We start from the raw sequence: 12,575 nt of genomic DNA, 5'->3' as shown, positions 1-12,575 counted from the left end.
AAAAATAATCGCACACTTTGCCACAGAGCGCTGCAAACTGAAAAATAATGCGATCAGACAGAATGAAAAAAGACCGGAGCACTCCGGTCTCAGATAACAGATAAACATACTGCAAACACTCACCTGTCATGCCCGCATAAGCAAGCATGGCAGGAACAACACATCGGAATTACTTCAACAGCGCCTTCGCTTTGGCAACCACGTTCTCAGTGGTGAAACCAAACTCTTCAAACAGCAGTTCGGCCGGGGCTGATTCACCGAAGCTCGTCATTCCCACTATCGCGCCGTTCAGACCCACATACTTGTACCAGTAATCCGCAATCCCCGCTTCAATCGCCACTCGCGCCGGCACCCCTTTCGGCAGCACCGCTTCATGGTAGGCCGCATCCTGCTTGTCAAACGCATCCGTCGAGGGCATCGATACCACGCGGGCCTTGATGCCCTCTTCTGTCAGTTTCCTATACGCGCTGACCGCCAGGTCGACTTCTGAACCGGTGGCTATCAGGATGACGTCCGGCTGACCATTACTGTCTTTCAGCACGTAAGCCCCTTTCGCCACATCGGCCAACTGCTGTGCCGAGCGTTCCTGCTGTGCAAGATTCTGACGTGACAGAATCAAGGCTGTCGGGCCATCTTTACGTTCAATCGCGTATTTCCAGGCTACCGCAGTTTCTACCTGGTCTGCCGGCCGCCAGGTACTCATGTTCGGCGTCACCCGCAAGCTGGCCAGTTGCTCTACCGGCTGATGCGTCGGTCCGTCTTCACCCAGACCAATCGAATCATGGGTATACACATAGATGCTGCGTATTTTCATCAGCGCCGCCATACGCACCGCATTACGGGCGTATTCCACAAACATCAGGAACGTCGCGGTATACGGCACAAAACCACCGTGCAAGGAGATACCGTTAGCAATCGCGGTCATACCAAATTCGCGCACGCCATAGTGGATGTAGTTACCGGCCGCATCTTCATTCAACGCTTTCGAACCAGACCAGATGGTCAGGTTGCTCGGGGCCAGATCGGCAGAGCCGCCCAGGAATTCCGGCAACAGTTTTCCATACGCTTCCAGTGCATTCTGTGAGGCTTTACGGCTGGCAATCTTGGCAGGATTCGCCTGCCACTGTTCAACCACTTTCGCTGATTCTTCCTGCCAGTTTGCCGGCAGTTCACCGTTCATTCGGCGGGTAAATTCGACTGCCAGATCAGGATAAGCACTGGCATAAGCGTCAAACGCCTTATTCCAGGCAGACTCTTTACGCTGACCCGTTTCACGCGCATCCCACTCGGCATACATTTCTGCCGGAATTTCAAACGGTCCGTATTTCCAGCCCAGTTGTTCGCGGGTCGCGGCCACTTCAGCATCACCCAGCGGCGCACCGTGTGAATCATGCGTACCGGCCTTGTTTGGCGAACCGAAACCAATCACGGTTTTACACATCAGCAGCGACGGTTTATCAGAAACCTGTTGTGCTTCAACGATAGCGCGCTTGATGGCATCGGCATCGTGACCATCAATACCACGGATCACGTGCCAGTCGTAGGCTTCAAAACGGGCTGCCGTATCGTCGGTGAACCAGCCATCAACGTGGCCGTCAATAGAAATGCCGTTGTCATCATAGAATGCCACCAGCTTACCCAGCTTCAGCGTACCCGCCAGCGAACAGACTTCGTGGGAGATCCCTTCCATCATGCAGCCATCACCCATGAACACATAGGTGTGGTGGTCGACAATCTCATGACCAGGGCGGTTGAACTGCGCCGCCATGGTGCGCTCGGCGATCGCCATCCCTACCGCGTTGGCAATCCCCTGCCCCAACGGACCGGTGGTGGTTTCCACGCCTACGGTGTGGCCCACTTCCGGGTGACCCGGTGTTTTGGAGTGCAGCTGACGGAAATTTTTCAACTCTTCAATTGGCAGGTCATAGCCAGTGAGGTGCAACAGGCTGTAAATCAGCATGGAAGCATGACCGTTAGACAGCACAAAGCGGTCGCGGTTAGCCCAATGCGGATTGGAAGGGTTGTGGCTCAGGTAATCACGCCACAGGACTTCGGCGATATCCGCCATGCCCATTGGGGCGCCAGGATGACCGGATTTGGCCTTTTGCACGCCATCCATGCTCAGTGCACGGATAGCATTGGCAAGTTCTTTACGAGAGGACATGCTTTACTCCAGATCGGATTGAACGAATGTCTTGCCAGACATACGATAGATTAATCAACGTGTTAGCCAGGAAAGACAAAGAAAAGATAGCTACAAATGTACATGAAAACATAATTGATTGCACATGGAACAGTGAGCAGAAAAGAAGGATTCGCCTGCTGACATTTCAGTTTTGTGGCAAGTGGCATCTTTCAACACCGGGCAGGCACCACTTATCCTTAGTCCTTTACACATTAATAACTGAAATATGATCAAGATGGATATTGTACCTGGACTCTTTCGACACAAAACATCGGGAATAAATAGTCGTGAACCAATAACCCTTTGGAGAACAAAAAAAAGGATGCAAATAGCATCCTTTTTTATCTGCCCGAAAATTTACTCATCTTCCAGATACGTATAGCCGTACAATCCGGATTCAAACTCGGCAAGGAACTGCGCCTGAAGATCCGGGTCCAGATCGGTTTCCTTCACCTGATCACGGAAGCGAGACATCAGCACTTTCGGGTCGAGCTGCACATACTCCAGCATATCCGCCACGGTATTGCCTTCATCAGACTCTTCCACTTCAACCGAACCATCCGGGAATACATACACGTCAACGGTTGAAGTATCACCGAACAAGTTGTGCATATTGCCCAAAATTTCCTGATAAGCACCGACCATAAAAAAGCCCAGAAGCGGTGGGTTTTCCGGATCATAAGGTGGCATCGGCATGGTGGTTGCGATCCCATCACCGTCCACATAATGATCAATGGTACCGTCAGAATCACAGGTGATATCCAACAGGACCGCACGACGCTGTGGCGGCTTGTCCAACCCCTCCAATGGCATGACAGGGAACAACTGGTCGATCCCCCAGGCATCAGGCATAGACTGGAACAGCGAAAAGTTCACATACAACTTATCGGCCATGCGTTCTTGCAGTTCATCGATTACCGGACGGTGTGCGCGGTTACTTGGATCCAACCGTTGCTGGATCTGTTGGCAGATACCAAGATAAAGCTGTTCTGCCTTGGCACGCTGCGTCAGATCCAACATGCCATGCGTGTATTGTGTGTGCACGTCATGCAAATCCATCTGGCTGTCGTGCAGCCATTCACGCAGGGAGCGCCGATTACCTGGCTGGGTAATTTCTTTCCAGGTTGACCACAGACTTTCCAGCGCACGTGGTGCATCTTCATCTGGCGCTTCCGGCTCACTGAATTCGTTGCGTTCAACCCCAATGATGTTGGAAACCAAGACGGTATGGTGTGCAGTTACCGCTCGTCCGGATTCGGTAATCACCATCGGGTGTGGCAAACCATATTCGTTACAGGCATCGCCGATACCCCAGATGACATTGTTGGCATACTCATTCAAGCCATAATTCACCGAACAATCAGACTGGGAACGGGTACCTTCATAGTCCACCCCCAGACCGCCACCAACATCAAAACACTGGATATTCACACCCAGTTTATGCAATTCAACATAAAAACGCGCTGACTCACGGACACCAGTGGCAATATCACGAATGTTGGACAACTGAGAACCAAGATGGAAATGCAACAGTTGTAGGCTATCCAGGCGGTTCGCTTCCCGGAGCATTTCAACCAGTTGCAGTACCTGCATCGCCGCCAGGCCGAACTTGGATTTCTCGCCACCGCTGGACTGCCATTTGCCAGAGCCCTGGGAAGCCAGACGGGCACGCACACCAAGACGTGGCACGACATTCAGGCGCTCGGCTTCTTCCAGCACCAGCTTGATTTCCGACATCTTTTCGATAACCAGGTAGATCTTATGACCCAGTTTTTCACCGATCAGCGCCAAACGAATATATTCGCGATCTTTGTAACCATTACAGACGATAACGGTGCGGGTCATACCGGCATGGCCCAATACAGCCATTAATTCCGCTTTGGAACCCGCCTCCAGTCCCAGTGGTTCGCCAGAATTCACCAGTGACTCGATCACTCGGCGATGCTGATTAACCTTGATGGGATACACCAGAAAATAGCCACCTTCGTAACCAAAAGATTCACGAGCGCGTTTAAACGCTGCGTTAATCGAACGCAGCCGGTGCTGTAAAATCTGTGGAAAACAGAACAAGGCTGGCAGACGCTGGTTATCTTTTTGTCGTTCCTTGACCAATTCGGCCAAATCAACGCGAGCTTCAGGAACATCAGGATCCGGGCAAACACTGATATGCCCCAGCTCGTTAACGTCGTAGTAATTATTACCCCACCAGGCAATATTATAGGTACGGAGCATTTCGCTGGCATCGCGATCGTTCATGGCCACCTCTTGCATAGAGCGTAAAGTTTCATGTTTACCCGTCGTCGATAAGTGCGGATGAATCATATCGTCAGACATGGCACCCACCTTCGTTTACTTTTTTATCAACCATCGCCTCTGTGCCCGCAAAAATAAGTGGCAATACGTCCACTGCATACTGCGTTAACAGTAGGAAACCTGACAGGCTGTAGTATGCCGTCGTTTTATGACCTTTATGAGTGTAAAACACGATGTCGAACTCCGAGATACGGATCGGTGAAAACCAAAGGGAAACTATCACCAGAAGAACGTTTATCGTTCATCTGCTCGGGGAAAATGCAGGTTAGCCCGCTCGGGAGTCCTGCGTCGCGCTTCGGGAAAGGCAACTTCGGGAAAATAACAGAAAGGGTTGAGTCAGTGACGCCATGGCGTCAAAAGGAAAGCGCTGCGAACGCAACTCACTCAGCAAACAACGGATCATTAATCCTATCACCTCCACGCGCGCCGCACAGGTATGCGGTCAGGCCATCACGGAAATCGTTAAAAGTATCATACCACGGACAACAAACCGCACGCGCGTTTATACCGATCTGATACCGGAAAAGCAAAATGAAAATGGTAAATATCTTCTTCTTTTCCCCGTAAAAACGTCGATGACGTAATCCAATGGTCTGGTCGTACCAAAAAATTGCTGGTAATGGGGCCAAAAGCTGGCCTAGAATAGCCATCCAGATGTTAATCCATCTATACTGATTAACCGATAAATTGCTTAACGGCTTTGCTTGAAAGGTAAAGAATTCATGGCTAAACACCTTTTTACGTCCGAGTCTGTCTCTGAAGGGCATCCTGATAAAATCGCCGACCAGATTTCTGACGCCGTCCTTGACGCTATTTTGGAGCAGGATCCGAAAGCGCGCGTTGCCTGTGAGACTTACGTAAAAACCGGTATGGTGCTAGTCGGGGGTGAAATCACGACCAGCGCCTGGGTCGATATCGAAGAGATCACCCGTCGGACAATACGCGAAATCGGCTACGTTAATTCTGAAATGGGCTTTGATGCCAATTCTTGCGCGGTGTTGAGCGCCATTGGCAAACAGTCTCCGGATATTAATCAGGGTGTTGACCGCAGTAATCCACTGGAACAAGGTGCGGGTGATCAGGGGCTGATGTTCGGTTATGCCACCAATGAAACCGACGTACTAATGCCCGCCCCAATTACCTATGCTCACCGTCTGGTTCAACGTCAGTCTGAAGTACGTAAAAACGGCACACTGCCGTGGTTACGTCCGGATGCAAAAAGCCAGGTAACCTTCCTGTATGACGACGGAAAAATCGCCGGTATTGATGCAGTGGTACTTTCCACCCAACACTCTGAAGATATCCATCAAAGAGACCTGCATGAAGCAGTGATGGAAGAGATCATCAAACCCGTTCTGCCAGCTGAATGGCTGTCCGCCGATACCAAATATTTCATCAACCCGACGGGGCGTTTCGTGATTGGTGGTCCAATGGGTGACTGTGGTCTGACAGGCCGTAAGATCATCGTGGATACTTACGGTGGTGCGGCTCGCCACGGTGGTGGCGCGTTCTCTGGTAAAGATCCGTCAAAGGTTGACCGTTCAGCAGCCTATGCGGCCCGTTATGTGGCGAAGAATATCGTTGCAGCCGGTCTGGCTGATCGTTGCGAAATCCAGATTTCCTATGCTATCGGCATAGCCGAACCGACCTCTATCATGATTGAAACCTTTGGTACTGAGAAAATCTCGGCCGACCGCCTGGCTCAATTGGTACGTCAGTTCTTCGATCTGCGTCCATATGGTCTGATTCAGATGCTGGATCTGCTGCACCCGATCTATCAGGAAACAGCAGCCTACGGCCACTTCGGCCGCGAGCACTTCCCGTGGGAAAAAACCGATCTGGCAGAAAAACTGCGCTATTCCGCTGGGTTGCAATAAAAACCTTGCGATTGCCATGATTTTCAAACGGCGAATAACCTTCGCCGTTTTTTATTTCCACCCTATTCAGGGCGGCATACACTTGAGCACTATCGTTGCCAACGTTAAGCTACCCGCATGAACACACCACGAATTCCCATTGCCTTACAGCAAGCGGTAATACGCTGTCTGCGTGAGAAACTGCGGCACGCCAACGCCGTACTTGGCAGTCACTATCCTGAACCAACCGTCAATTATTACCAGCGGGGGTTAACCGCAGGTAGCGCCTGGCTGAAAGCCTGGGAAATCCGCTTAAACCCAATCCTGCTCAAGGAGAACCAACAAACCTTTATTGACGAGGTAATACCGCACGAACTAGCGCATTTACTGGTGTTTTCCCGTTTTGGCAGAACATCGCCACACGGTAAAGAGTGGCGCTGGATGATGGAAGAGGTGCTAAACGTCCCGGCCCGACGCACCCATCGCTTTGAGATCACCTCCGTACAAGGGAAAACCTTCCCTTATCAGTGTGCCTGCCGTCAACACGATTTAACGCTGCGCCGCCATAATCGGGTCGTACGAGGAGAGACTGAATACCGCTGCCGCTATTGTGGTGAAACATTACGTCCTCTCGTAACAAATTCTTTTTAAAATAAAATTTACGGGTTTTAATGCTATTTTTTTAGCATTTGCTTGCATGGAACACTTCCGGTACGCTGCCAACTTTCACGTCTGAAGGTTATGTTGGAACATGCTTCGCAAAATTCTTGTTATCGCATTGTTAGGTTTAAGTTTGATCTCCACTGCCACCCTAAGCCGGGGAATCAATAGTTTTACTCAGGCAAAAGCTGCCGCAGTGAAAATAAATCAGGATGCGCCCGGCACCTTTTATTGTGGTTGTAAAATTACCTGGCAGGGTAAAAAAGGAGTCCCAGATTTGGCGTCCTGCGATTATCAGGTCCGAAAAAATGCCAATCGCGCCAACCGCATTGAATGGGAACACGTCGTCCCCGCCTGGCAGTTTGGCCATCTACGCCAATGCTGGCAAAATGGCGGCCGCAAAAATTGCAATAAAGACCCAGTCTACCGGCAGATAGAAACCGATTTGCACAACCTGCAACCGGCGATTGGTGAAGTGAATGGCGACCGTGGTAACTTTATGTACGGTCAGTGGAACGGCGGGGAAAAACAGTATGGTCAGTGCGAAATGAAAGCGGATTTTAAAAATCATCTGGCTGAACCACCAGAACGTGCACGTGGAGCGATTGCCCGTACCTATTTCTATATGCGCGATCGCTATAATCTGAATCTGTCCCGCCAGCAAACCCAGTTGTTTGAAGCCTGGAACACGCTTCATCCGGTAACCCGGTGGGAATGTACCCGTGATAAACGCATCGCGCAGGTGCAAGGGAATCATAACCCATACGTGCAACAAGCTTGCCAGTAATAGCCCGTCTACCTACTATAGCTATCAGTCCTCTGAACCACCGTTACTCTGGCGGTGGTTTGTTGCGTATGGGGCGGCTGCCCATTCAGATAAATAACGATATTAAGGCCAGATATCAATGCGAATACCGCGCATTTTTCACCCGGAGACACTCTCACCAACCGGGGGTGAAACCGAACTGAGCGACGATGCCGCCAACCATATTGGCCGCGTTCTGCGCATGCTGCCTGGTCAGTCACTACAACTACTGGATGGCAGTAATTTTATTTTCGATGCTGAGATTGTGCTGGCTGGTAAAAAAAATGTGCGTGTGCGCTATACCGAAGGTCGGCTGGAAGACTGTGAATCACCACTGTACCTGCATTTAGGTCAGGTGATGTCCCGGGGTGAAAAAATGGAGTTCACCATCCAGAAATCCATTGAGCTGGGCGTCAATGTCATTACTCCACTGTTTTCCGAACGCTGTGGCGTCAAACTGGATAGTGACCGCCTGGATAAAAAGATCGCCCAGTGGAAAAAAATTATTATTGCTGCCTGCGAGCAGTGCGGTCGAAACCGCATTCCGGAAATTCGCCCTGCCATGCCACTGGAAAGCTGGTGCGCGGAACAGGACAATACGTTAAAACTGAATCTTCATCCGCGCGCGACGCAAAGTATTAATACACTACCACTGCCCGTGAAACGTGTTCGGTTGCTGATTGGTCCGGAAGGTGGGCTCTCTTCCGATGAAATTGCGATGACCGCAGAATATGGATTTACCGATATCCTACTGGGGCCACGCATTCTGCGTACAGAAACTACAGCTCTCACCGCAATCACAGCCTTACAGGTACGATTCGGCGATCTGGGGTAAAGGAGAAAATAATGATCAAACTCGGAATCGTGATGGATCCGATTGCAGCCATCAATATCAAGAAAGACACCAGCTTTGCCATGCTGCTGGAAGCGCAGCGCCGTGGCTGGGAACTGCATTACATGGAGATGGGCGATCTCTATCTGCACGTCGGCGAAGCACGGGCAACCACCCGAATTCTGAGCGTCCAGTACGACTATAATGGCTGGTATGATTTCGGTGCCACGCAGGATATCGCCCTGCATGAACTGGATGTGGTATTAATGCGTAAAGACCCACCGTTTGATACCGAATTTATCTACGCTACCTATATTCTTGAACGTGCGGAAGAGAAAGGCACGCTGATTGTCAACAAACCCAAGAGCCTGCGTGATTGTAATGAAAAGCTGTTCACCGCCTGGTTCCCGGAACTGACACCGGATACACTGGTAACCCGTAGTGCAGACAAGTTGCGCCAATTTCATCAACATCACAGCGATATCATTCTTAAACCGCTAGACGGGATGGGTGGAACATCTATTTTTCGTTTAAAACCAGACGATGCTAACATTTCGGTCATCATTGAAACCTTGACTGAATATGGTAGCCGTTATTGCATGGCTCAAACCTATCTACCTGCCATTAAAGATGGCGACAAGCGTGTGCTGGTCGTGGATGGCGAGCCAGTGCCTTACTGCCTGGCCCGTATTCCGAAAAGCGGTGAAACTCGCGGCAATCTGGCTGCCGGTGGCCGTGGTGAAGCACGTCCGCTGAGCGAAAGCGATTGGCAGATAGCACGAAAGGTCTCCCCGGTACTGAAACAGAAAGGATTGATATTTGTCGGTCTGGATATTATTGGCGATCGTCTGACTGAAATTAACGTTACCAGCCCGACGTGTGCCCGTGAGATCGAAACAGCCTATCCAGATGTCTCCATTACTGGCATGCTGATGGATGCCATTGCGCGCCGGCTAAGCCAACGTCATGGCTGATCCGGTTCTCAGTCGATGATGCATAACCGCTCGGTTCGCCCGTTTTTATGCTGGCGAACCCACATCAACCCTGACAAAAAACGATAAGTACATACGATGAATTTACAGCATCATTTTCTTATTGCCATGCCTGCGCTGCAAGACCCGACGTTTAAACGTTCGGTGGTTTATATTTGCGAGCACAATGAAGATGGAGCCATGGGGTTAATCATTAATAAACCTATGGAACAATTTACAGTGGAAAGCGTGCTGAAAAAGCTGAGCATTGAACCGACGCCACGTGATCCGTCCATTCGTCTGGACAAACCCGTGTTCTCTGGCGGGCCACTGGCTGACGATCGCGGTTTTATTCTCCATACACCACGTCCTGGCTTCTCTTCCAGTATTGGCATTTCCGAAGACACGATGATCACGACGTCAAAAGATGTGCTGGAAACACTGGGGACACCCGTTCAGCCAGAAGAAACACTGGTTGCCCTCGGATATACCGCATGGGAAGGCGGGCAGTTGGAAAACGAATTACTGGATAATGCCTGGCTGACCACGCCGGCGGATAAAGAAATTCTGTTCCATACACCAATAGCAGAACGCTGGCGAGCAGCAGCCAAAAAACTTGGGGTGGATATTCATAATATCGTCGCTGAAGCAGGGCATTCCTGATGGTCAACCGCACTATCATGGCGTTTGATTTTGGCACTCGCAGCATTGGTGTTGCTATTGGTCAGGATATTACCCGTACAGCTCGCCCTCTTACTGCCTTCAAGGCACAGGATGGCACGCCTGACTGGCAGCAAGTGGAAAAACTTCTGCAAGAATGGCAACCTGATCTGCTGGTAGTGGGCCTGCCATTGAATATGGATGGCACCGAGCAACCACTGACCGCCAGGGCACGCAAATTTGCTCAACGCCTGCATGGCCGCTTTGGCGTGCAAATCGCCTTACAAGATGAACGTTTGAGTACGGTAGAAGCCCGATCCAGCCTGTTTGAACAAGGTGGATTCCGAGCGCTGGATAAAGGCAGTGTAGATGCGGCTTCCGCTGTCATCATTCTCGAAAGCTGGTTTGGACAGCAAGCGTAACAAGCACCGGAACGCCAGGATCACTATCCTACACCCTATTTTTTCGCCCAGGCCGGATGTCTCTCCGCATGCCTGCTGACAGAAACCACTTGTCCACCCACAGGCAAGGTGATTTCTGCCAGCTAGCCGATAGTGAATACCTCTGTTATTCAAACAAATTGTGATGCAGCGTTTGTACCACTTGCTCTGCATCCCCGGTAGGCACCAGGAAGCATAGATTATGTGTACTGGCACCATAGCAAATCAGCCGGATATTAAATGGTTCCAACACACCGAACACCTCTTTGCCCACACCACAGGCTTGTGAAAGCTTGTTACCGATTAGCGCCACCAATGACAGATTCTCTTCCACTTCAACCCGACACAGTGAAGATAGTTCAGTCAGTAACGCACTGGACAGCAAACTATCACCGGTTGACGTTGAGCCAGTGGTATCTAGTGTCAGAGCGACATTGACTTCCGAGGTAGTGATCAGATCCACGGAGATGCTGTGACGGGCTAGAATACTGAATACTTCTGCCAGAAAGCCGTGTGCATGTAGCATATTCAAACTGTGCAATGTCAGCAGAGTTTGTTTGCGGCGCAAGGCCAGTGCGCGAAATAATGGTGGCGCGTCGGTTCGATTACAGACCAGCGTACCCCCGGCGACCGGATCCTTACTAGAACCGACAAAAACCGGAATGTCACTGCGTACCGCCGGCAACAGAGTAGCAGGATGCAGCACTTTGGCGCCGAAGGTTGCCATTTCCGCCGCTTCCTCAAAAGTAATTTTATCAATACGACGCGCCGCCGGAACTACCCGTGGGTCGGTGGTATAAATACCGGGAACATCGGTCCAGATATCAATACGGTTGGCATTCAGTGCTTCACCCAGCAGCGCAGCGGTATAGTCACTGCCACCACGGCCTAGCGTCGTGGTACGTCCTTTGGCCTCACTGCCAATAAAGCCTTGAGTAATGATCAACCCATTTGACAGACGCGGCATCAACTGACTACGGGTCAACGTCACCAGTGCCGTGCAATCAGGTTCGGCACGACCAAAATGATCATCAGTACGCATGATTTTACGCACATCAAACCATTCAGAAACCACATTACGCTCACGCAGAACTTCGACGAACAGTAAGGTAGACATCAACTCGCCATGGCTGACCAATTCATCCGTCAGCGCATTGGATGTAGCCAATGCCGCAGCTTCAGACAGTCTGGTGATATTATCCAGCATGCGATCGACTTCTTCACGAATCACTGCCGGATTATTCAGTCGGTCAATAATGGCATACTGTATTTGACGAATCTTCTCGATATAAGACTCGCGCTCTTCCTGGGATTGGCCTTCCGCCAGCGCCACGAGCAGATTGGTGATGCCAGCTGACGCCGACAAGACCACCACTCTCACCTGTGGGTTGGAAATCACGATATCCGCACTGCGATTCATGGCATTGAAATCTGCGACGCTGGTACCACCAAATTTGGCAATAACAAGAGAACTATCAATTGTTGAGGGCATTCAAAAAACCTCGTGTCAGGGGCGTTATGGTCATCATTGACAATAACAGTTCATAAATCAGCCTTGGCACAGGGAAAGAGCGATAAACAGGGAGCAGACGTAGAGGAAAAAGCTACGATACACCCAGAAGCGCTCCACCTTGCTAAACGCTCTGCCCTTGCAGAACGATGCTGGTGACAACCCAGAGGATTCAGCCCCTGCGGTCGGCAAAATACAGCCGCACTGTATTTCGTCTCGGCATCGCTCCCCCTTAAGTATCTTCAGCGGATTACGGCTCCTCCGATACCTTACCTGGGCGATGCTCCTCTTCTGGCTTGCACAACAATGCACAAGTAGGCTTTTAGAAATAACGGGTAATACG

General features: G+C 50.7%; 11 protein-coding genes and 1 riboswitch. Of the genes, 7 read left to right on the top strand and 4 right to left on the bottom strand.

Annotated features, from left to right (window positions below; translation table 11 throughout):
* Positions 1–169: 169 nt before the first annotated feature.
* The 3 genes from tkt to CWC46_RS05660 all read right to left on the bottom strand — a co-directional run bounded on the left by tkt (position 170) and on the right by CWC46_RS05660 (position 5,148).
* Positions 170–2,164, bottom strand: coding sequence for a transketolase (gene tkt, locus CWC46_RS05670; protein ID WP_021017228.1), 1,995 nt, complete (start codon positions 2,162–2,164; stop codon positions 170–172).
* Between the two features lie 378 nt (positions 2,165–2,542).
* The gene (gene speA / locus CWC46_RS05665; protein ID WP_021017229.1) at positions 2,543–4,519 is read right to left on the bottom strand and encodes a biosynthetic arginine decarboxylase; all 1,977 of its coding nucleotides are present in this window, start codon (positions 4,517–4,519) and stop codon (positions 2,543–2,545) included.
* Between the two features lie 359 nt (positions 4,520–4,878).
* On the bottom strand, positions 4,879–5,148 hold the full coding sequence (locus CWC46_RS05660) for a hypothetical protein (protein WP_021017230.1): 270 nt from the start codon (positions 5,146–5,148) through the stop codon (positions 4,879–4,881).
* 72 nt (positions 5,149–5,220) lie between these two features.
* On the opposite strand from CWC46_RS05660, the gene metK reads away from it, so the two are divergent.
* The 7 genes from metK to ruvX all read left to right on the top strand — a co-directional run bounded on the left by metK (position 5,221) and on the right by ruvX (position 10,704).
* On the top strand, positions 5,221–6,375 hold the full coding sequence (metK, locus tag CWC46_RS05655; RefSeq protein WP_021017231.1) for a methionine adenosyltransferase: 1,155 nt from the start codon (positions 5,221–5,223) through the stop codon (positions 6,373–6,375).
* 117 nt (positions 6,376–6,492) lie between these two features.
* The gene (locus CWC46_RS05650; RefSeq protein ID WP_021017232.1) at positions 6,493–7,005 is read left to right on the top strand and encodes a SprT family zinc-dependent metalloprotease; all 513 of its coding nucleotides are present in this window, start codon (positions 6,493–6,495) and stop codon (positions 7,003–7,005) included.
* A gap of 100 nt (positions 7,006–7,105) precedes the next feature.
* Positions 7,106–7,801 carry a deoxyribonuclease I gene (gene endA / locus CWC46_RS05645; RefSeq protein ID WP_021017233.1) on the top strand — a complete coding sequence of 232 codons (696 nt, stop codon included), beginning with the start codon at positions 7,106–7,108 and terminating at the stop codon, positions 7,799–7,801.
* Between the two features lie 118 nt (positions 7,802–7,919).
* Entirely contained in the window at positions 7,920–8,654 is a 735-nt protein-coding gene (gene rsmE / locus CWC46_RS05640; RefSeq protein ID WP_021017234.1) for a 16S rRNA (uracil(1498)-N(3))-methyltransferase, read from the top strand.
* An 11-nt stretch (positions 8,655–8,665) separates the two neighbouring features.
* The gene (gene gshB, locus CWC46_RS05635; protein WP_021017235.1) at positions 8,666–9,625 is read left to right on the top strand and encodes a glutathione synthase; all 960 of its coding nucleotides are present in this window, start codon (positions 8,666–8,668) and stop codon (positions 9,623–9,625) included.
* Positions 9,626–9,721: 96 nt separating this feature from the next.
* Positions 9,722–10,285 carry a YqgE/AlgH family protein gene (locus CWC46_RS05630; protein WP_021017236.1) on the top strand — a complete coding sequence of 188 codons (564 nt, stop codon included), beginning with the start codon at positions 9,722–9,724 and terminating at the stop codon, positions 10,283–10,285.
* On the top strand, positions 10,285–10,704 hold the full coding sequence (gene ruvX / locus CWC46_RS05625; protein WP_021017237.1) for a Holliday junction resolvase RuvX: 420 nt from the start codon (positions 10,285–10,287) through the stop codon (positions 10,702–10,704). Before CWC46_RS05630 ends, ruvX begins: the two co-directional genes overlap by 1 nt.
* A gap of 145 nt (positions 10,705–10,849) precedes the next feature.
* Here the strand turns inward: ruvX and lysC are convergent, their stop codons facing one another.
* Complete coding sequence (lysC, locus tag CWC46_RS05620; protein ID WP_021017238.1) at positions 10,850–12,214, bottom strand: lysine-sensitive aspartokinase 3; 1,365 nt, start codon at positions 12,212–12,214, stop codon at positions 10,850–10,852.
* A gap of 119 nt (positions 12,215–12,333) precedes the next feature.
* A riboswitch (Lysine riboswitch) is annotated at positions 12,334–12,531 on the bottom strand.
* Between the last annotated feature and the right edge of the window lie 44 nt (positions 12,532–12,575).

This window comes from Prodigiosinella confusarubida (assembly GCF_002847015.1).
Taxonomy (GTDB): Bacteria; Pseudomonadota; Gammaproteobacteria; order Enterobacterales; family Enterobacteriaceae; genus Prodigiosinella; species Prodigiosinella aquatilis.
The sequence above is the reverse complement of the archived record's forward strand: the minus strand, read 5'-3'. Positions and strand labels throughout refer to the sequence as shown.